General features: G+C 42.9%; 16 protein-coding genes, 17 tRNA genes and 1 pseudogene. 4 read left to right on the top strand and 30 right to left on the bottom strand.

Annotation, left to right across the window (positions count from 1 at the left end; translation table 11 throughout):
• Window positions 1-12 precede the first annotated feature (12 nt).
• Complete coding sequence (locus BTO28_RS05475; RefSeq protein WP_076764528.1) at window positions 13-453, bottom strand: Dps family protein; 441 nt, start codon at window positions 451-453, stop codon at window positions 13-15.
• Between the two features lie 107 nt (window positions 454-560).
• Between BTO28_RS05475 and ytzI the strand changes: the two genes are divergently transcribed.
• Together ytzI and yidD are read left to right on the top strand one after the other, a co-directional pair.
• A complete protein-coding gene (ytzI, locus tag BTO28_RS05470) occupies window positions 561-707 on the top strand; it encodes a YtzI protein (protein WP_095532650.1) in 147 nt (48 codons plus the stop codon).
• Window positions 704-946 (top strand): membrane protein insertion efficiency factor YidD, encoded by a 243-nt coding sequence (yidD, locus tag BTO28_RS05465; RefSeq protein ID WP_076764527.1) that lies wholly within the window; start codon window positions 704-706, stop codon window positions 944-946. The genes ytzI and yidD overlap by 4 nt, the downstream gene beginning before the upstream one ends.
• Here yidD and BTO28_RS05460 read toward each other — a convergent pair.
• From BTO28_RS05460 to BTO28_RS05430, 7 genes are all read right to left on the bottom strand, one after another.
• Entirely contained in the window at window positions 932-1,471 is a 540-nt protein-coding gene (locus BTO28_RS05460) for a LemA family protein (RefSeq protein ID WP_076764526.1), read from the bottom strand. The two genes, yidD and BTO28_RS05460, sit on opposite strands and share 15 nt — an antisense overlap.
• Before the next feature lie 75 nt (window positions 1,472-1,546).
• Window positions 1,547-2,647 carry an o-succinylbenzoate synthase gene (gene menC, locus BTO28_RS05455; RefSeq protein ID WP_076764525.1) on the bottom strand — a complete coding sequence of 367 codons (1,101 nt, stop codon included), beginning with the start codon at window positions 2,645-2,647 and terminating at the stop codon, window positions 1,547-1,549.
• A complete protein-coding gene (locus BTO28_RS05450) occupies window positions 2,613-4,073 on the bottom strand; it encodes an o-succinylbenzoate--CoA ligase (RefSeq protein WP_076764524.1) in 1,461 nt (486 codons plus the stop codon). The genes menC and BTO28_RS05450 overlap by 35 nt, the downstream gene beginning before the upstream one ends.
• Window positions 4,074-4,138: 65 nt before the next feature.
• A complete protein-coding gene (menB, locus tag BTO28_RS05445; protein WP_076764523.1) occupies window positions 4,139-4,957 on the bottom strand; it encodes a 1,4-dihydroxy-2-naphthoyl-CoA synthase in 819 nt (272 codons plus the stop codon).
• Window positions 4,947-5,771, bottom strand: coding sequence for a 2-succinyl-6-hydroxy-2,4-cyclohexadiene-1-carboxylate synthase (gene menH, locus BTO28_RS05440; protein WP_076764522.1), 825 nt, complete (start codon window positions 5,769-5,771; stop codon window positions 4,947-4,949). The genes menB and menH overlap by 11 nt, the downstream gene beginning before the upstream one ends.
• Window positions 5,768-7,480, bottom strand: coding sequence for a 2-succinyl-5-enolpyruvyl-6-hydroxy-3-cyclohexene-1-carboxylic-acid synthase (menD, locus tag BTO28_RS05435; RefSeq protein WP_076764521.1), 1,713 nt, complete (start codon window positions 7,478-7,480; stop codon window positions 5,768-5,770). The genes menH and menD overlap by 4 nt, the downstream gene beginning before the upstream one ends.
• The gene (locus BTO28_RS05430; RefSeq protein ID WP_076764872.1) at window positions 7,473-8,858 is read right to left on the bottom strand and encodes an isochorismate synthase; all 1,386 of its coding nucleotides are present in this window, start codon (window positions 8,856-8,858) and stop codon (window positions 7,473-7,475) included. Before BTO28_RS05430 ends, menD begins: the two co-directional genes overlap by 8 nt.
• Before the next feature lie 280 nt (window positions 8,859-9,138).
• On the opposite strand from BTO28_RS05430, the gene BTO28_RS05425 reads away from it, so the two are divergent.
• Together BTO28_RS05425 and BTO28_RS05420 are read left to right on the top strand one after the other, a co-directional pair.
• Window positions 9,139-10,050, top strand: a complete 912-nt coding sequence (locus BTO28_RS05425) for a 1,4-dihydroxy-2-naphthoate polyprenyltransferase (protein ID WP_076764520.1) — start codon at window positions 9,139-9,141, stop codon at window positions 10,048-10,050.
• Between the two features lie 73 nt (window positions 10,051-10,123).
• Window positions 10,124-10,630, top strand: a complete 507-nt coding sequence (locus tag BTO28_RS05420; RefSeq protein WP_158068784.1) for a TraR/DksA C4-type zinc finger protein — start codon at window positions 10,124-10,126, stop codon at window positions 10,628-10,630.
• Between the two features lie 33 nt (window positions 10,631-10,663).
• Here BTO28_RS05420 and BTO28_RS05415 read toward each other — a convergent pair whose 3' ends face one another.
• From BTO28_RS05415 to BTO28_RS05310, 22 genes and pseudogenes are all read right to left on the bottom strand, one after another.
• The gene (locus tag BTO28_RS05415) at window positions 10,664-13,045 is read right to left on the bottom strand and encodes a glycogen/starch/alpha-glucan phosphorylase (protein WP_076764518.1); all 2,382 of its coding nucleotides are present in this window, start codon (window positions 13,043-13,045) and stop codon (window positions 10,664-10,666) included.
• Window positions 13,035-14,477 (bottom strand): glycogen synthase GlgA, encoded by a 1,443-nt coding sequence (gene glgA / locus BTO28_RS05410; protein WP_269843859.1) that lies wholly within the window; start codon window positions 14,475-14,477, stop codon window positions 13,035-13,037. Before glgA ends, BTO28_RS05415 begins: the two co-directional genes overlap by 11 nt.
• Before the next feature lie 5 nt (window positions 14,478-14,482).
• The gene (locus BTO28_RS05405; RefSeq protein ID WP_076764516.1) at window positions 14,483-15,493 is read right to left on the bottom strand and encodes a GlgC family sugar phosphate nucleotidyltransferase; all 1,011 of its coding nucleotides are present in this window, start codon (window positions 15,491-15,493) and stop codon (window positions 14,483-14,485) included.
• On the bottom strand, window positions 15,493-16,656 hold the full coding sequence (locus tag BTO28_RS05400; protein ID WP_076764515.1) for a glucose-1-phosphate adenylyltransferase: 1,164 nt from the start codon (window positions 16,654-16,656) through the stop codon (window positions 15,493-15,495). Before BTO28_RS05400 ends, BTO28_RS05405 begins: the two co-directional genes overlap by 1 nt.
• Window positions 16,657-16,660: 4 nt before the next feature.
• Window positions 16,661-18,535: pseudogene (gene glgB / locus BTO28_RS05395) on the bottom strand (1,4-alpha-glucan branching protein GlgB); the annotation flags it as partial.
• A gap of 243 nt (window positions 18,536-18,778) precedes the next feature.
• A tRNA-Glu gene (locus BTO28_RS05390) sits at window positions 18,779-18,850 on the bottom strand.
• A 3-nt stretch (window positions 18,851-18,853) separates the two neighbouring features.
• Window positions 18,854-18,944, bottom strand: a tRNA-Ser gene (locus BTO28_RS05385).
• A 7-nt stretch (window positions 18,945-18,951) separates the two neighbouring features.
• Window positions 18,952-19,026: transfer RNA gene (locus BTO28_RS05380), tRNA-Asn, on the bottom strand.
• Between the two features lie 6 nt (window positions 19,027-19,032).
• Window positions 19,033-19,106 (bottom strand) — tRNA-Ile (locus tag BTO28_RS05375).
• An 11-nt stretch (window positions 19,107-19,117) separates the two neighbouring features.
• A tRNA-Gly gene (locus BTO28_RS05370) sits at window positions 19,118-19,191 on the bottom strand.
• A 20-nt stretch (window positions 19,192-19,211) separates the two neighbouring features.
• Window positions 19,212-19,287 (bottom strand) — tRNA-His (locus tag BTO28_RS05365).
• Between the two features lie 11 nt (window positions 19,288-19,298).
• Window positions 19,299-19,374, bottom strand: a tRNA-Phe gene (locus BTO28_RS05360).
• Window positions 19,375-19,379: 5 nt separating this feature from the next.
• Window positions 19,380-19,456 (bottom strand) — tRNA-Asp (locus BTO28_RS05355).
• 5 nt (window positions 19,457-19,461) lie between these two features.
• Window positions 19,462-19,535 (bottom strand) — tRNA-Met (locus tag BTO28_RS05350).
• A 15-nt stretch (window positions 19,536-19,550) separates the two neighbouring features.
• A tRNA-Ser gene (locus tag BTO28_RS05345) sits at window positions 19,551-19,643 on the bottom strand.
• Between the two features lie 21 nt (window positions 19,644-19,664).
• A tRNA-Ile gene (locus BTO28_RS05340) sits at window positions 19,665-19,741 on the bottom strand.
• A 7-nt stretch (window positions 19,742-19,748) separates the two neighbouring features.
• Window positions 19,749-19,822: transfer RNA gene (locus tag BTO28_RS05335), tRNA-Met, on the bottom strand.
• A gap of 17 nt (window positions 19,823-19,839) precedes the next feature.
• Window positions 19,840-19,915, bottom strand: a tRNA-Ala gene (locus BTO28_RS05330).
• A gap of 25 nt (window positions 19,916-19,940) precedes the next feature.
• Window positions 19,941-20,014: transfer RNA gene (locus tag BTO28_RS05325), tRNA-Pro, on the bottom strand.
• A gap of 131 nt (window positions 20,015-20,145) precedes the next feature.
• Window positions 20,146-20,222, bottom strand: a tRNA-Arg gene (locus BTO28_RS05320).
• Between the two features lie 26 nt (window positions 20,223-20,248).
• Window positions 20,249-20,337 (bottom strand) — tRNA-Leu (locus BTO28_RS05315).
• A 15-nt stretch (window positions 20,338-20,352) separates the two neighbouring features.
• Window positions 20,353-20,427: transfer RNA gene (locus BTO28_RS05310), tRNA-Gly, on the bottom strand.
• Window positions 20,428-20,472: the final 45 nt, after the last annotated feature.

Raw genomic sequence — 20,472 nt, 5'->3', positions numbered from 1 at the left:
CTCGATTGCATATTATTTTCCAAGGAATGATTTCAGCATCCAAACGTGTTTTTCAAGGCTTTGATGAATGGCAAGTAACATGTCTCCTGTTGTTTCATCACCCACTTCAGCTGCTAAGTCCATCGCTTCTTTCAATTCACCTGTTAACGTTGTGAAATCTTCAACAACTGATTTTACCATTTCTTCAGCAGATTCTTTTCCCTCCGCTTCATTGACACTTGCTTTTTCAAGTGATTCTTGAAGTGTAGCAATTGGTTTGCCGTCAAGAGCAAGAAGGCGTTCTGCCAGTTCATCAATGTGAAGACTTGCTTCTGTATAAAGCTCTTCAAATTTTGCATGAAGTGTAAAGAACTGCGGGCCTTTCACATACCAGTGATAATTATGCAGCTTTGTGTATAAAACCGTCCAGTTTGCGATTTGTTTGTTTACACTGTTAACTAATTTCTTTGACATAAAAAAAGTCCCTCCAATATGTAATTTATCTCATTACTATATTAATACCCGAAATGTGTAAAAGTAAACAAAATCATGGTAAACTAATCAAAAAAGGAGGTAGTTTTTTGACGACCATCATTATGATTTCCATCATGATTGTTCTTGTCGTACTCGTTCTATCCGTTCTGACAATTAACAAAGGATACGACTATAAACATACGATCGATCCGCCTGCTGAAAACGTGGCGGAAGAAAAAAGTGGTGAAAAGTGAAAAAATTATTTCTTAGTCTGATTCGCTTTTATCAAAAAGGCATCTCACCACTTACACCTCCAACATGCCGCTTTTACCCGACATGTTCTCATTATGGATATGAAGCCATCCAGAAACATGGAGCGTTTAAAGGTTCTATCATGACAATGATCCGCATTTTAAAATGCCATCCATTTCATCCAGGAGGTATAGACTACGTCCCTGAAAAATGGCCGAATAAAAAATCAAAAGAAATCTGATTTATTTTTCGGCAGACTGAGCTGTTCTTTTTTTTCAAACCCAAATAAGACAGCTGTCATATTTGTTGGAAAACGACTAATCACTTCATTCATCTGTCCGGCAAACTCATTATAATGCCTGCATGCATCTGGCATTTCTTTCATCATTTCGTCGGCTCTTTTATGAAGCTGGATATACATTTGAGATGTCCGGAGGCGCGGGCATCTGGCTGCTGACGCAGTCATTTGTTTATAAAAGGTATCAAGCACCCTGCAGAGCCGCAGTTTTTCTTCGGACGTCATCTCTTCAAAATGTTCACGAATAATCATCATTTCCGCTAGCATTCCCTGTTGATTTAAATCATATGCCGCTACAGTTTCCGACCACTTTGCATATAGATTCACGCGGTCTTCTATGAAACGTTCAACATCCTGAAAAGACCGCTCTGTTTTCCTATGCAGACTAACAAGTCTACTATACGTTCGAACAAACAGAAGAAGAGTGAGACAGGCTCCGGTACATATCATCCATAATCCACTTCCCAACGCCCCACCCTCCTTCACATTTTCTTTCTCTTATTTACTTCTTTTCCCCACAAAAGGTTTCAAAAAAACCAAAATTCAGACAAAATATGTATCGATTGTTACTTTGTCGAGACGATTCCGTTTAACTTCATAGCCGATCCCTGGTTTCTCAGACAATTGAATCCGTCCTTTTACTACGTTGATCCCCTCATCAATTATGTCTTCTTCCCAGTAATGATCGGACGATACGATATCTCCTGGAACCGTAAAACCCGGAAGTGCAGCCAGTGCCACATTATGAGCACGAGAAATACCAAACTCAATCATGCCGCCAGCCCATAGCCCAACACTATTCCTTAAACATTCATTATGAATCTTTACCGCTTCTGTCAGTCCGCCAACTCTGCTGAATTTCACATTAATGAATCGGCAAGCATCCATTTGCAGCGCGCATTTTGCATCATGTACAGACCGGATGCTTTCGTCCAGGCATACAGCCGTTTTGATTTCTTTTTGCAATTTTGAATGCTCCCATAAGTCTTCAACATGAAATGGCTGCTCGATCATTAGTAAATTAAATTCATCAAGGCTTTTTAACTGGTCTATATCATTCATGGAGTACGCTGAATTCGCATCAGCTAGGAGCTGTATAGTTGGAAATGCACGGCGTACTTCATCAAGCAATTTCCTATCTGTTTTTGGTTCAATTTTCACTTTAATCCGTTCGTATCCCGCTTCATAAAGCGTTTCAATGCGTGAAATCATATCCACTGCCGAGTTTCCTGCTGCAACCGCTCCGGCAGAAATGGATGTTCGCTTACTGCCGAGAAGGAGATGCAGGGGTTTATTTTTTTGTTTGGCATATAAATCCCAGATCGCGGATTCCACTCCTGCTTTTGCCATCCGATTTCCTCGAACAGGGGAAAACAACGAGTGGACATTATCTGGATGATTAATTTTTTTATCACGTAAAAGGGGAAACAATACTTCTTTTATGATATGCCATTCCGTCTTTACTGTTTCTTCTGTATACCATGGCGTTGAAAATGCGGAAGCTTCTCCCCACCCGACTGTACCATGTTCATCTTCTGCTTCAATAATAATTGACTGACGGACCGATACCGTTTCTAGATGCGTATAAAAATGCTGTTTTAGCGGCATTTCAATTAGACGCATCGTCAATTTTTTTATGTGCATGATCGTCTCTCCATTTTGCACCGAGTTCACGGCGCAGTAATTTATTTGACGCATTACGCGGGAGCTCCTCCACTTGAATAAAATAAGCCGGCACCTTATATCTCGCAAGTTTGCCCCTACAGAAAGCGGCAAGCTCATCTGAAGACAACGGCCGTTCTGTCACGTAAAACGCAGCAGGTACACTTCCCCATTTTTTATCCGGCACTCCGATCACGCCTGCTTCCTTCACTGCTTCATGTTCGGTAAGGACGGATTCAATTTCTGCCGGATAGATGTTTTCCCCACCTGAAATGATTAAATCAGAACGTCGGTCAAGAACGTATAAAAAGCCGGCTTCATCAATCCGTCCGATGTCACCTGTATGGAACCAGCCGTTTTGAAAGGCTTGTTCATTTGCTTCGGGGCGATGCAAATAGCCCGGTGTCACGTTCGGACCACTCACTAATATTTCTCCTTCGTTTTCACCATCAATCTTTATTGTACATGGAAAAAGCGGCTTCCCTGCAGAACCAAGCTTCGTTAGTGCATACTCAGGCGATAGAGTGACGATTTGCGAGGATGTTTCCGTCATACCGTACGTCTGAAAAACAGGGATATCATTCTTTCTGCATTCTTCAAGAAGAGGTGCTGGTGCGGGTCCTCCCCCGAGAAGCATGCATCGAAAGCGCGGGCTATACTTTCCAGTGAGTTCGTTTACCATAACGGAAAGCATTGCAGTCACAACAGACATAATCGTGACATCTCCTGATTTAAGTGCTTTATTAACCCCTGCAACATCAAATTTTTCAAAGAGATGAATTTCCATTCCATAAATCACGCTTTTCATCAGGATCGAGTAACCGGAAATATGAAATAGTGGTACTGCGCACAACCACGAATCGTCCGAATGAATCCCTAAATTAAATGCTGATCCCGTTGCACTTGCATAATGGTTTCCATACGTTTGAATAACCCCTTTTGGCCGACCCGTTGTACCAGATGTGTACATGATTGAACATGTCTCATCAAGTGAGTAGATATCGCGTGGGTTAAATAAACGATCAACGGTATTTTCCACGATTGATAACGAGGGAACACTTGAAATAGCTGCTGCTTTTTGTTCATGATGTGCGTCGAATAATAAATGAGATGCACCAGCATCATGAAGCTGCCATTCGATTTCATCTGCGGTAAGACGGCTGTTTAACAGGATGGCAACAGCACCGATTTGCTGAAGTGCATAAATGGTGAAGATCGTCTCTGGACGATTGCCTGCTAGAATACCACAAAAACCACCCTTTTGAATCCCAGACCCCCTTAAGGCTGAAGCAGTTTTCAGGGTTTCGTTATATAGTTCTGCAAATGTCCATGATGTTTGTTCAAAAACAAGCGCCGTTCGTTCTGGTGTTAAAAACGCTCGCTGTTTTAACCAGTTTGGTATATTCATCTTTCATTCATCCTTTCAACGGAAAAAGGGTGCCCCATTAAAAATGGACACCCTTTTATATTTATTTACGGAAATCTTGGGAACTGGCCAAAATCCGGCTTGCGTTTTTCTTTAAATGAATCGCGTCCTTCTTTTGCTTCGTCCGTTGTGTAATAAAGAAGTGTCGCATCACCTGCAAATTGTTGCAGGCCTGCAAGACCGTCTGTATCCGCATTCATCGCCGCTTTAATGAATCGAAGGGCTGTAGGGCTCTTCTCAAGCATTTCTTCTGCCCACTTTACTGTTTCTTCTTCCAATTTTTCAAGTGGCACGACAGTATTTACGAGACCCATGTCAAGTGCCTCTTGTGCGTTGTATTGACGGCAAAGGAACCAGATTTCCCGTGCTTTTTTATGGCCGACGATCCGGGCAAGGTAACCTGAACCATATCCAGCATCAAATGAACCGACTTTTGGACCTGTTTGTCCAAAAATGGCATTGTCTGCAGCAATTGTTAAGTCACACACGACATGAAGTACGTGTCCGCCTCCAATTGCATATCCTGATACCATTGCGATAACCGGTTTTGGAATCACACGGATTAAACGCTGCAAGTCTAAAACATTCAAGCGTGGAATTTGGTCGTCACCTACATATCCCCCGTGGCCGCGTACGGATTGATCGCCGCCCGAGCAGAACGCTTTACCGCCAGCACCTGCAAGGATTATAACACCAATTTTTGAATCATCACGTGCATATGCAAACGCGTCAATCATTTCCATTACCGTTTTCGGACGAAAAGCGTTATGTACTTCCGGACGGTTGATCGTTACTTTCGCGATACCGTTATACGTTTCATATACGATGTCTTCATATTCACGTTCTTTTACCCAATTAAAAGCCATCTAAATTGCCTCCTTTAATTTCTAACAAAAATGTCTTTACTATTGTACCAAATTTTTCGTGCTGCTCCACATGAATTGCATGACCTGCTCCATCAATTTTCATCCATTGGCAGTTTGGAATTCTTTTTTTCATGAGGCGGGCAATGTTTGTGAATTTATGATCCAGCGACCCTGTAATTAAAAGAACAGGCATTGTCAGCTCATGTATACGATTCCAGTATGATTTTTGCGCTCCAGTTCCCATTCCTCGAAGCGAGGAAGCAAGCCCCGTTTCCGTTTGATTTTGCCGTTCCCGCCGTACCGATTCACGAATCGATTCAGGCAGCCATTTTTGTGTTTCGAACATCGGGATGTTTTCCCAGAAATCCACGAACCATTCGATACCTTTGTTTTCGATTTTAGAAGCAAGTTCTTCATCTGCCTTGCGTCGTTCCTCCCGCTCTGCTTCTGTTTCAAGCCCAGGCGAAGCGCTTTCAAGCACTAGTGAGCGGACAGCTTCCGGGTACATTAAACCCATTGCAAGTGCCAGGCGCCCCCCCATTGAATAGCCGACAACATGGAATGAGAAGAAACCCCTATCGTTCATCGCCCTTTTTATCGATTCTGCTTCTGTTTCAAGATCGGTGCATACCGCCTTTGTCCTTCCGTGTCCGGCAAGATCCGGCATGAATGTTTCACAAGGAATGAGAGGCGCAATAGTGCGCCATGTACTCCCTGATCCGGTAAAACCATGTAAAAAAACTACAGGCGCTCCTTTGCCAACCCTGTTGATATGATAAAAAGAGTGATCGCCTATTTGAATTACATTTTTCATATCGGGTTCCTCAAAACTTTTTTTGCCTGTTCTACTGCCTGTTTCCAAAGCGATCGATGGATAGATGTATTTGCAGCTCTATTTGTGAACGCTTCTAGAATCGTTACACCTTCACGTGATTCATTCAATTCCTTTGCCAGCTGCTCTCTGCTGCTGATCCGAACATAATGACAGCCATACAAAGCAGCGGCATGTTCAAATTGCAGCCCGGCAGGTGTTCCAAACAGCCGCTCATAATGCTTTTCTTCTCCCGACTGAGGCAAATAAGAAAAAATCCCGCCGCCGTTATTGTTCATTACAAGAACAGTCATTGACAACCCGTTCATTTTCGCTCCAAGTAATCCATTAACATCGTGGAAAAATGATAAATCTCCCATAACAGCATAAACCTTTTCACCACTTGCTGCAATTCCGAGCGCTGTTGAAACAAGCCCGTCAATACCGTTTGCCCCCCGGTTTCCATGAAGTTTGAATCGCTGCTCTCCTGCAAATAAAAAAGAGTCAAGGTCGCGGATCGGCATACTGTTGCCAGTAAATATCGAGGCTCCTTCGGGGACACTTTGTAAAAAACGCCCAAATAAGGCTCCTTCGTCCATTCCATCCGCCGTTTTCATGATAGATCTGGAAGCTTCATTAACTTCTCTCCAAAGTGAAGCCCATTCGGATGATTGTTCCGGAAGAGCGGCGGTCATTTCATTACAAAACACCGCTTCATTTACACACACCATATGCGTGGCGATATGAGACGGGTCACGCCAAGCACCATCCTCATCAACAATGATATGTGGAACATCGTTGTGACGCTTCATATAGAGCATTAATGATTTTGAGACAGGCAGTGCCCCAAACCGAATAATCGCTTCTGGTTTTAATGAATCTTTTATGTCATCATCACGCAAAAACGCATCATAGCTGTCAATTACATCAGTGCTTGATCGGAGCTGAGACAGCGGATCGGCAATAATTGGCCAGCCTATTTTTTCCGAAAGGGCGAGAATAGACGGCAGCACCGCTATATTGACAATTTCACCGGCGACAATAACTCCTTTTTTTCCATGAATCACTTTTGCGACATCATCTATTAGACCGCTGTCTGGTATTTTTTTTCCGGAATTAAATTGAACTGGGGACGGTATCTGTATACGTTCATAAATACCGTCATAATCCGGTAATAAAGGTTCCCGGTATGGGAAATTGAGATGAACTGGTCCTTTAGGAGCTGCCATTGATTCAAAAACAGCACGAGCGCCCTGTGTTCTTACGTATCTTAGTGCTGTATCGTTTGATTCCGGGAGAGCCATTTCCGCAAACCATTTTGCTGTATGTCCATATAAATGAATTTGGTCTATCGTCTGAGGTGCGCCGACATCTCGCAATTCAGGCGGACGATCTGATGTTAAAACAACGAGCGGCACACGAGATATGTCAGCTTCAGCAACAGCAGGCATGTAATTTGCTGCGGCCGTACCGGACGTACAAAGAAGGGCTACCGGTTGCTGCTGTGATTTCGCCAGTCCCAATGCAAAAAAACCGGCAGACCGCTCGTCCACTTGAATGTATGTCGTTAAATCCGGATGTTCTTCCATTAATAGAGCCATCGGTGTTGACCGAGACCCTGGGCTTATTACGGCATTCTTCAAGCCGGAACGAACAAGGCTATCAATGAAATGAGCATTATACAGCGTCATATTTTCCTGATGATTATTCATTGTATCCCCCAATCGCCCGCAGCATCGGCCGGAGTTTCATCTTTGTTTCTTCCAGTTCTGTTTCTGGATTTGATTCTGGAACAACACCGCATCCTGCGTATAAAAAAGCTTCGTTTTGCACTAGTAAACCAGAACGGATCGCAACGGCAAACTCACCGTTTTTCCGATAATCCATCCAGCCAACCGGAGCTGCATAAAAACCACGGTCCATCGGTTCAAGTTCACGAATGACGCGCATAGCAGTTTTCGCCGGCAATCCCCCGAGTGCTGGTGTTGGATGAAATCGTTCAGCAAAGCGTAAAATTGAATCGTGCTGGTCAACAATTCCCGTCACGGGTGTGTACAAATGTTGAATATCACGCACTTTCATAATGATTGGTCTTTCAGGGACCGTAACATCTGCACACATTGATTGCATTTCACTGCGAATCATTTGGACGACATAATCGTGTTCTAACCGATTTTTCTCATCGTGTAACAACGATTCTGCCAATTTACTGTCTTCTTCTTCACTCGCACCACGAGCTGTTGATCCGGCAAGGCATGTCGTCAGCAATGTACGATCTCGTTTTTTCACGAGACGTTCCGGAGAGGCCCCGAGAAAGCAACTGTCCATTGCTTCAATTGAAAAAATAAAGCTGTCCGGCTGCCCTTCATCAAGACAGCGCAGTACATAATCCGGGGTAATTGTTTTGTCGAATACAGCCGTCACTTTTCTCGCCAGTACTACTTTCTTCAATTCATCATCCAATTTGATGGATTGAATCGCTGATTGGATCGATTTCTTCCATTCATCTGTGTCCCCGCCACGAAGATCCAAAAGTACCGCTTCTTCCTTCATTGGCTGGTCATTCTGTTCTAACAGCCTTTTTTTCCTTTTCTCTATACGGTCAAACAAAGGCGCAGAATCTACCCCATCACATAATACGTTAACCGTAATATACGTTTCCCCGCCATAAACGGTCAACATCAATTCCGGCACATAAAAAAAAGACGGCGCGAAGCGGGACCATTCTTCTCCTTTTTCCTGCTCAGGATCAAATGAAAAACCGCCGAATGCAACTGGACCCGTACCGTATACATCATATGGGTTATGAATTTGTGCTCGTTTTATCAACGCATCCCAGTCCGATTCTACTTGAACGAAACGATTTTGTGCACTTTGTATCGTATGTACGCTGCCAAGACCCGCTAACGTCATTTCGTCATCACGGTCTTTAAAATAAAATCGCTCGCCTTTGTACAATTCACTTCCGTTTTCATAGAAACGAATCGGATCAATTGATTCAATTTTTTCGACGTAACTGAACAGTGTCGATCCATTTATTTCTTGTATAAAATCAATAAAGGCTCCTTTCAGTGGATGCCCTTTTATCATAGCCAATGAAATCCCTCCATTGTGCCGACCTTAAGAGGTCAAACTTCTTATAAGATACACCTCTTTTCAAGAAGGTGTCAACGATTGGTATTCTTCTTTCCTTATTATATACCACATATCTATGATTTTCATTTCTGAAACATAATGTTCGATTTTTCGAAAAACGATGGGGAATCGTTTAAATTATGAAAAAAGATTGACACTTTTCAATCCGTTTTCTACACTTGTTAAAGAACTTTTGTTTAATTGTTCACAATGATCGATTGGGAGAGACTTAATAATGAACCAAACCCCTTCAGCAGATACCGGCTTTCAAATCTGGTGGCAGCTTATGCGTCCCCACACGTTGACAGCTGCGTTCGTTCCTGTTTTTCTGGGAACAGCGCTTGCACTTGAGCATACAAAATTACATGTATTATTATTCTTAGCCATGATGATCGCATCACTGTTAATTCAAGCAGCAACCAATATGTTCAACGAATATTTTGATTACAAACGAGGGCTTGATACAGAAGAATCGATTGGAATCGGCGGCGCCATTGTACGAAACGGTGTAAAACCAAAAACAGTATTAAATATGGCTTTTGCATTTTTCGGCATCGCCTTGCTTCTCGGACTATATATTTGCTCGATTACAACGTGGTGGATCGCGTTGATCGGTCTCATCTGTATGGCAGTCGGGTATTTTTATACAGGAGGCCCGCTTCCGATCGCTTACACACCATTTGGAGAACTAGCCTCTGGCTTTTTCATGGGTGGCATCATCATTTATATTTCGTTTTATATTCAAACTGGATTCGTTACAAATGGTGCTATTTTATTTTCAATACCCGTTATTATTTTAATTGGTGCGATTATGCTGTCCAATAACATACGTGATCGTGTCGGCGATCAGGAAGCCGGAAGAAAGACGATTGCCATTTTAATCGGACATGATCCAGCGGTGACGCTTCTTGCAACGATGTTTATTGTATCTTATTTATGGGTGATTATTCTTGTTTTAGGCGTTTACGGTTCATTGTGGCTGTTTTTAACGTATTTAAGCATTCCGAAAGCGATCCAAGCGGTGAATGGCTTTAAAGGAAAAAACAATCCTCTTGAGATGATGCCCGCGATGAAATCAACAGCGCAGACGAATACGCTATATGGCTTTTTATTATCAATTGGCTTATGTCTCACCTATATTTTTTAACCTGCTCATGCCCGAGCAGGTTTTTTTGTGTTCAAAAACGGTTAAAGAAAAACAAACGAAAGGATGGGAACAGATGCTGACTATTGAACAGAAGGCTGAGTTAAAGAAAGAACTGCTGCGCCAAAAAGAACAATTGACGAAACATATTGATCATAATGAAGAAATTGGGGACAATGGGGAGCTCTCGTTATACGACAATCATCCCGCGGATATAGGAACAGAGTTGTACGAGCGCGAACGAGATTTGGCACTCGATGAACATTGCAGAGAACAATTGGAGAAGATCGATGCCGCACTTCAGGCGATGAAAAATGGTACATACGGTATTTGCAAAAAAAGTGGAGAGGAGATTCCATTTGAGCGGCTTCAGGCGGTCCCAACAGCGTTATACAACGTCGAACATTCACCGAATCAAAAGCCGCAAGACGGTAGTAGAGTAGTGGATGAACGCCTTACACATCCTGATGATGGTATTGACAGCTTCCGTGATGCCGCCGTCTACGGAACATCTGAAACACCATCGGATTTTGTGAAGGATCACAATTATAACGAGTTGTACAGCGATGAAGATGATAACTAAAAAAACCGGCGGAACGGCCCGCCGGCATGCTTTTTAAATTTTCCAAATTTCGCTGGCGTACTCTTTAATCGTACGATCACTTGAAAAAATACCGGAACCGCTAATGTTTTTTACCATCATTTTGCGCCATTGCTGAGGATTCTTTTCATAAATACGACCCGCTGCTTCTTGTGCAGAGCGATATGCTTCAAAGTCTTTCAATACAAAGTATTGATCATTTTCTGACAAAAGGGATTCATAAATAACACCAAACAATCCTTTATCGTCAAGAGTGCCATCGACCAACTGATCAAGCGTGCGGCGGATAAGCGGATCGTGGTGATAGTAATCCATTGAACGATAGCCTCCGTCTCTATCAAACGCCATTACTTCCTCTGCTTTCAACCCGAATATAAAGATATTATCAGGTCCTGTCTGTTCTAAAATTTCTACGTTCGCTCCATCCAGTGTGCCAACTGTCACAGCACCATTCATCATAAATTTCATATTCCCTGTTCCGGATGCTTCTTTACTTGCTGTGGAAATTTGCTCGCTAATATCCGCAGCTGGAATAATATATTCCGCAAGGGACACACGGTAATTTTCCATAAAGACGACCGTGATTAATCCTTTCGTTTCCGGGTCATTATTCACAAGCTCTGCAACTGAATCAATCAATTTAATAATACGTTTTGCATAAAAATAACCAGGGGATGCTTTTGCGCCAAAAATAAATGTGCGCGGCGGCATATGGAAAGATGGTTCGTGTTTCACTTTATTGTACAACGCCAAAATATGAAGTACATTCAACAATTGGCGCTTGTATGCATGAAGCCGTTTTACTTGCACATCAAATATGGAGGTCGGATCGACTTTAATGCCGTTTCTCTCATAAATAAGTTTAGTTAAAATATCTTTTCGTTTCCGTTTCACTCTCGACAGTTTTTCTAAGAAGGCTGGATCTTCTACGTACAATGCCAGTTTTGAAAGCTCGGTGGCATCTGTTTTAAATCCTTCACCAATCGTCTCACTCAAAAGAGATGTCAATTCAGGATTTGCTTTTAGTAGCCAGCGTCGATGCGTAATACCATTTGTTTTATTGTTAAATTTAGCCGGTTGAAACTGATAAAATTCATTCATTTCACGATTTTTCAAAATTTCCGTATGGAGGCGGGCCACTCCATTTACACTATGACTGCCGGCAATAGCAAGATGCGCCATCCGAACTTCATCCTTCGCAATGATCGCCATTCTTTCAATACGATCCCAATCTCCTGGATATTGATCCCAAAGACTTTTACAGAAGCGCTCGTTTATTTCTTGAATAATCATATAGATTCTTGGCAGTAATGGCCTGAAAATACGTATTGGCCAGCGTTCAAGTGCTTCTGACAAAGTGGTATGATTTGTATAGGCAAATGTGTTTTCTGTCACATGCCAGGCGTCATCCCAGGATAATTGATAATCATCCATCAACACACGCATCAGCTCAGGAATTGCCAGCACCGGATGTGTGTCATTAATATGAATGGCTATTCGCTCATGCAAACTACGCAGTTCCCCTCCGTTGCTTAAATGTCGTTGTATAATGGAGCGTATGCTGGCAGAGACAAGAAAATACTGCTGTTTCAAGCGTAGTATTTTTCCTTCGTCATTAGAATCATCAGGATATAAAAATTCCGAAATAGCCTCTGTGTCTTTTTTATATTTCAGCACGTCTTGGTTTAAAGAGAAGCTTGATGTTTCAGCACTCCATAGACGAAGCGTGTTGACCGTTTTGCCTCCGTAACCGACAACCGGCATATCATACGGGACTGCTTTTACATATTCAGCATCAACATGCCGAAACTTCACTCCATCTTCTCGTTCAACAACATCCACACTACCCCAAAAAGGCACTTCTACAGTTAGATCAGACTTCCGTACCTCCCAAACATACCCATAGCGCAGCCAATTTTCCGGCAGCTCCATCTGGAAGCCGTTCACCATTTTCTGCTCAAACAAACCGTGTTTATAACGAATCCCGCAACCGTGTCCAGGCAGCCCCATCGACGCGAGTGAATCAAGAAAACAGGCTGCCAGACGACCAAGTCCACCGTTGCCGAGACCGGCATCCGGCTCTATATCTTCCAGCTCCTCAAGAGGAATGTCAATATCATCCAGCCATGATTGGATCGTTTCGTATAAGCCTAAATTAATTAAATTTTGCCCAAGCAAACGACCGAGTAAAAATTCGATGGATAAATAATATGTTTGCTTTTTTTCCTGACGCTGCCTTTCATTCGTTTCAATCCATTCACTGCTTATATGCTCACGTACCATTTGACTCAACGTCACAAATTGCTGGGCACGAGTTGAATCATCAAAGCTGATACTATATGATTGCTCAAGCCGCTTTTTAAACGTCTCCTGAAACGACTTTTGGTCAGAAAACATGACTTTCCCTCCTTATGGATACATCTTCATATAAACGAATATAATCCTTTGCAGACTGGGACCAGCTGTAATCTTCTTTCATCGCTTCTTCGACAATTTTCGCCCACACGTCTGGTTGATCCTTGTAAAAAGATACGGCGCGGCGGATTGTATGTAACAGATCATGTGCATTAAAGTTTTTGAATGAAAAGCCATTGCCGATTCCAGTTTCTTCGTTATATGAGCGTACGGTGTCATTTAAACCACCCGTTTCCCGAACGATCGGCAAAGCCCCATACTTCATCGCAATCAATTGGCCAAGACCGCATGGTTCAAATTGAGATGGCATTAAAAACAAGTCTGATCCAGCGTAGACCTGATGGGCAAGATTTTCATTAAATCCAATGTAAGAGCGCACCTTTTCTGGATAAGACCATTCCATTTCTTTGAAAAAGTTTTCAAACTCAACATCGCCGCTTCCAAGTAATACAAACTGAACATCATCCGAGATCATTTCATGAAATATGTGCGTTAAAAGATCAAGCCCTTTTTGTTTTGTCAAACGAGAAACCAAACCGAACACCGGCACATTTTCCCGTACCGGCAAATGGAAAAATTCCTGCAATCGGCGCTTATTTATCGCCTTCCCTGCCATATCACCTGCTTGATAAGGTATTACCACATCGTTCGTTTCAGGACTGTAAATAGAGTAATCAACCCCATTTAAAATGCCCGTTAAATCCCCCTGGCGCTCCCTCAAAACACCTTCAAGCTGCTTTCCGAAATATGGATGTAAAATTTCATTTCGGTACGTCGGGCTCACAGTCGTTATCACATCAGATGAAATAAGCGCCCCTTTCATGAAATTCGTGTTCCCGTTAAATTCAAGCTGGCCTGTTTGAAAGTGCTGGCTATGTAAATTCAGCAAATCCGTCACAGCCTCTGGCGGAAAAATCCCCTGAAACATTAAATTATGAATCGTAAACACCGTCTTTATTTTTTCATATCCTGGACGATGCTGATGCTCAACTTTGAGCATAAAAGGGACCATTCCCGTATGCCAATCATGACAGTGCAATATATCCGGATAAAAATCGAGGTGATAAAGCGCGTCAAGAATCGCTCGCGTAAAGTAAGAAAAACGCTCACCATCATCATAATGACCATACAGACCATCCCGGTTAAAATAGTACAAATTATCAATAAAATAATAAGTTACTCCTTCATGCAAAAGCTCAAAAATAGCACAATATTGATTGCGCCATCCGACAGGAACAATAAACTCAGCCACTTTTTTCATATCATCCCGATACTTCTCCGGGATCATGCTATAATTCGGCATGATGACCCGGACGTCTGCACCAAGTTTTACAAGTTCTTTCGGCAGGGCCCCCGCTACATCAGCAAGTCCTCCTGATTTCACAAATGGTGCACATTCTGACACAGCAAACATCACGTTCACGAGCTTGCCACCACACTCTCAACCGACCCTTTTTTTACAACTAGCGGCTGTTCTGGAGTCCCACGTAATACCGCTCCGTCTTCTACTATGACATCTTTATCAAAAATAACATGCTCAAGAACACAATTACTGCCGATTTTCGTTTTCTGCATCACAATGCAATTTTGCACAGTTGATCCTTTTCCAATGTGTACCGCCCGGAAAACGATGCTATGATTAACTTCGCCTTCAATATTGCATCCGTTTGCAATCATCGAATTGGTCACGCTAGAATTACTAGTATATTTAGTCGGCGGTTCATCTTTTACTTTTGTGAAAATTGGCTGGAATTCATTAAAAAGCTGACTCCATTTATCTTTTTCAAGCAGCTCCATGCTCGTTTTATAATAGTCTTTGATCGATCGAATCCTTTGTAAAAATCCGTTGTATTCATACTGGCAAATGGTAAATGAGGAGTGTTGATCATTAACAGCATCTTGCACAGAGGTATAACCAGTTTCATTGCGATTTTTTATAAGATCCATTAACAAATGCAGCGATAAAATGTACGTGCATGTTGATTCGCCTTTATGAGTGATTTCAAGTAAATCACATTTCTGATTGATAAAACGTTCAAGAGCGGGCACAAAATCGATGTTTGCAACAGTCGTACAGCTTGAAATAAGCACAAATTTTTGTTCACTTCGTTCAAAATAATCAATATTTTCTGCCATGCGGCTTAATTGATCTTCCTTTATCTGTGCAGGAAAGAAGAACAATCCGTCACGCTTCCTGTTTAAATCCCAGTCTTTCCCTGAACCGAGGTGATCGATTAAAGATCGATAGGGTGAACAAGGGAAAATGGCAACGCTTTGAATGCCGGAATTCACCATATTCGATAACACAAAATCTACAAGTCGGTACCGTCCTGCAAAAGGGATAGCTGCCGGAGAACGATGAATAGCAAGCTCTCCCATTTCACCAGGCAGCATCGTCGCGTCAATTACACCGAGCATTGATTTCTTCATTATGCCTCCTCCATTTTTGTCCGTTCTTGTGTGTATTCCGCTAAGAAAGCTTCTGTAATAAGTAATATTTCATCTGAATCATTGTGAATGACTGTATGGTCTGGTACTTCGAGATCCCCCATAATGATTACCCGTTCAAGGGAAGAACCCCGTCCAATACGTGCATTTGGCATAACGACACAATCTTTTACGACAGCATTTGGGCCCACTTCTACACCCTGGAACATAACAGAGTGATTAATTTCACCGTCAATAACACAGCCTTCGTTCACTAGTGAATGTTTCACAATTGCTTCGGTGCCAAGAATTTGGGGCGGTTGATTCGGGTTAACAGAATAAATCCGCCAAGAGTGTTCAAACATATTTAAATCCTGTTCCTGATCAAGCAAATCCATATTTGCTTCCCATAAACTTTTTACTGTCCCTACATCTTTCCAGTATCCTTGAAACGGATATGCAACCAGCTTCAGCTCATCCGCCAGCATCGCCGGGATAACATCTTTTCCAAAATCGTTTGATGAATCAGGATTGTTTTCATCCATCTCTAAATAATCACGCAGTACAGACCATTTGAAAATATAAATTCCCATAGAAGCGAGGTTGCTTTCGGGTTTTTCAGGTTTTTCATCAAATCGCGTCACGTTATAATGTTCATCTGTATTCATAATGCCAAAACGGCTGGCCTCATCCCAAGGGACTTCAATAACAGAAATCGTGACATCTGCCTGCTTTTCAATATGAAAGTCAAGCATCGTATCATAATTCATTTTATAAATGTGATCCCCTGACAAGATGAGTACATACTCAGGATCGTACTGCGAAATGTAGTTCAAGTTTTGGTAGATCGCACTAGCCGTTCCGGAATACCATTTAACTTCAGAGGATTCACTGTATGGCGGCAGCACAGTTACGCCACCAGTTCTCCGATCCAGATCCCAAGCACTGCCTATGCCAATATATGAGTTCAAGACGAGCGGCTGATACTGTGTCAATACACCTACCGTGTGAATACCTGAATTTGCACAATTAGAAAGTGGAAAATCAATGATACGGTATTTTCCGCCAAATGGTACAGCAGGTTTTGCCAGCTTTTCCGTCAATTCTTTTAGGCGGCTCCCTTTCCCTCCAGCAAGAAGCATTGCCACACATTTTTGTTTCGCCATGTTAGTTCCTCCCTTTATCTTTCACACACCGTAAGTAAATTGCTCCAAATGGTGGTACATTTATGTCGACATAAGCAGGCTGTCCGTGAAACACCTTCGCAACTGATTTAATCTTCTTTTTGTTCACCATATTTGATCCGCCATAAACCGCCTCGTCACTATTCAAAAATTCTTCATACATCCCTGATTGTGGAACACCAACTTTATAATTACTGTAACCGCAGTTTCCAAAATTACATACGATAATGACAGCATTTCCTTCAATATCGTTTCGAATAAATGAAAAGATACTTTGTTCGTGATTGTGAACATCTATCCATTGGAATCCGTCTGGACTATGGTCAAGTTCATAAAGGGACGGCACTGTTTTATACAGATGCATTAACTGTTTAAAGTACTCATTAAAGCTTCTGTGCATATCGTAATCCAACAAGTGCCAGTCCACTTCCTCGAGGTCTTTCCATTCAGAAAAAGGGGCCAATTCTGTACCCATAAATAAAAGTTTTTTTCCAGGGTGCGCCATCATAAACATGAGTAATAGTCGCAGCTGTGCAAACTTTTGCCAGTAATCTCCCGGCATTTTGTCAAGAAGTGATTTTTTCCCGTGAACAACTTCATCATGTGAAAAGGGTAAAATATAATTTTCAGCATAAGCATACATAAGTGAAAATGTCATTTGATGATGCTTCTGTGAACGATAATCCCAATGTGTCTCCATATAATCGAGAACATCATTCATCCACCCCATATTCCACTTATAGTTAAATCCAATACCGCCCTGGTCCACGGGTGCGGTCACCTGAGGCCAATCACTTGAATCTTCTGCAATCATCAATGCATCAGGTTTAAACGCAAAAACCGCTTTGTTTAATTTCTGTAAAAAGGACACGCCGTGCGGGTTTGCTTCCAAGCCATCACGATTAGGCCAGTAAAAAATGTTTGACACCGCATCAACCCTGAAACCGTCTATATGGTAATAATCTATCCAAAAAAGTGCGTTTGAAATTAAAAAGCTTTGCACTTCCTTCTTGCTTAAATCAAAGTTTGCTGTACCCCATACATAATTTTCCCGATCCCAACTGTTTTCATATTCATAGCTGAATCCCCCATCGAAATTATGGAGTCCATGTGCATCTTTACAAAAATGACCTGGAACCCAGTCGAGAATTACCCCCAATCCGTGTTGATGACACTCATCGACGAAATACATAAAGTCTTCAGGAGTACCATACCGTCTCGTGGCAGCAAAATAGCCAGTACTTTGATAGCCCCAAGAACGGTCAAACGGGTGCTCCGTCACTGGCATCACTTCAATATGCGTAAACCCCTGTTCTTTCACATAAGGAATTAACATATCAGCAAGTTCACGGTATGTATAAAGATCGTTTTCACCTTTCCCCTTTTTCTTCCACGTACCCAGGTGCATTTCATAAATAGCGATCGGATCTTTATATAGAAGAGAAGACCGCCGATTTTTACTGCGCCAATTTTCATCACGCCACTTATAGCCATCAAGCGTATAAATAACCCCGGCCGTTTGTGGACGCAGTTCTGTCATAAATGCAAACGGGTCAGTTTTATGAATAACTCTTCCGCTTTTCGATACAATTTCAAACTTATAAAGAGAGCCTTCCAGGTTTTGCGGCAGCTCTAGAAACCAAACTCCTTCGTTCGTTACCTGTTCCATTTCTGCACCGCGACCCGTCCAATTATTAAAATCACCCATTACACTTACCTTTTCAGCATTTGGCGCCCATAAAGCAAAAAATGTTTTTTCATTTCGAACATGTGACCCAAAGAGGTTGTAAGCTTTGAACAAGTTTCCTTCATGAAACAAATGAAGATCAAAATCGCTTGGATAAAATGAATTTGAAGACACAGGCAACACCCTTTATATATGTATTCTGGTGAAGTGAAAAGAAGAAAATACGGAAATTTCCGTATTTGTCTAATAATCCTAATATTCTTTGTGGAAGGATATTTTCCTGCTTTGCCTTTATTAAATATTTATTAATATATTCCCTAACTCGTATAAAAATAACTACTTTAAGTGTATATTTTTTATAAAAAAAAAACGTTTCAAGGAAATTAAAAATAATTCCTTGAAACGTTTTTTAAGTGATGACCCCTACGGGATTCGAACCCGTGTTACCGCCGTGAAAGGGCGGTGTCTTAACCGCTTGACCAAGGGGCCGACTGGCGGAGAAGGAGGGATTTGAACCCTCGCGCCGGTTACCCGACCTACACCCTTAGCAGGGGCGCCTCTTCAGCCTCTTGAGTACTTCCCCAATTAAATGGCTCCGCAGGCAAGATTCGAACTTGCGACCGATCGGTTAACAGCCGATAGCTCTACCACTGAGCTACTGCGGAACGAAATGGGCCTGAATGGACTCGAACCATCGACCTCACGCTTATCAGGCGTGCGCTCTAACCAGCTGAGCTACAGGCCCATTGTTAAAAATGGAGCGGGTGATGGGAATCGAACCCACGACATCAGCTTGGAAGGCTGAGGTTTTACCATTAAACTACACCCGCGAAAATGATAAAAAATCAGATGGGGCGACTAATGGGAATCGAACCCACGAATGTCGGAGCCACAATCCGATGCGTTAACCACTTCGCCATAGCCGCCATAATTCAAATGGTGGCTCAGGACGGAATCGAACCGCCGACACAAGGATTTTCAGTCCTTTGCTCTACCAACTGAGCTACTGAGCCTAAAATGGCGGTCCGGACGGGACTCGAACCCGCGACCTCCTGCGTGACAGGCAGGCATTCTAACCAGCTGAACTACCGGACCAACGATTGCGGGGGCAGGATTTGAACCTGCGACCTTCGGGTTATGAGCCCGACGAGCTACCGAGCTGCTCCACCCCGCGATAATAAGATGAAAATGGAGGAGGAAAGGGGATTCGAACCCCTGCGCGGTTTGACCCGCCTGTCGGTTTTCAAGACCGATCCCTTCAGCCAGACTTGGGTATTCCTCCGAAATATATAATTGATTCAAGTGGTGGACCTTGCAGGACTCGAACCTGCGACCGGACGGTTATGAGCCGTCTGCTCTAACCAACTGAGCTAAAGGTCCTTTTAAGTAGCGGCGGAGGGGATCGAACCCCCGACCTCACGGGTATGAACCGTACGCTCTAGCCAGCTGAGCTACACCGCCCCTATATAAACAAAAAATGGTGGAGCCTAGCGGGATCGAACCGCTGACCTCCTGCGTGCAAAGCAGGCGCTCTCCCAGCTGAGCTAAGGCCCCATTTTATTGATAGGATATTAGAAGATCGGGAAGACAGGATTCGAACCTGCGACCCCTTGGTCCCAAACCAAGTGCTCTACCAAGCTGAGCTACTTCCCGTTTGCTTGAACAGGATGTTCTGGCTTCTGTGTTCTCACAGGACGTGAGCGCTCTTAGCAGATGTTCCTTTTTAAATAGGATACTGCTAAAGGTGATAGCCTTTCAACATAAGACTGTTCTAAACATATGTATGGCGCGCCCGAGAGGAGTCGAACCCCTAACCTTTTGATCCGTAGTCAAACGCTCTATCCAATTGAGCTACGGGCGCAGTTATTCGTTTTTCACATAATAAAATGGTGCCGAGGACCGGAATCGAACCGGTACGGTAGTCACCTACCGCAGGATTTTAAGTCCTGTGCGTCTGCCAGTTCCGCCACCCCGGCACATCATTCAATTACTGGAGCGGAAGACGGGATTCGAACCCGCGACCCCCACCTTGGCAAGGTGATGTTCTACCACTGAACTACTTCCGCAAAGTGCGGGTGAAGGGACTTGAACCCCCACGCCTTGCGGCGCCA

Origin of the sequence: Domibacillus epiphyticus (assembly GCF_001975785.1) — a bacterium.
Lineage (GTDB): Bacteria > Bacillota > Bacilli > Bacillales > Domibacillaceae > Domibacillus > Domibacillus epiphyticus.
This window is presented reverse-complemented; position numbering and strand designations above follow the sequence as displayed.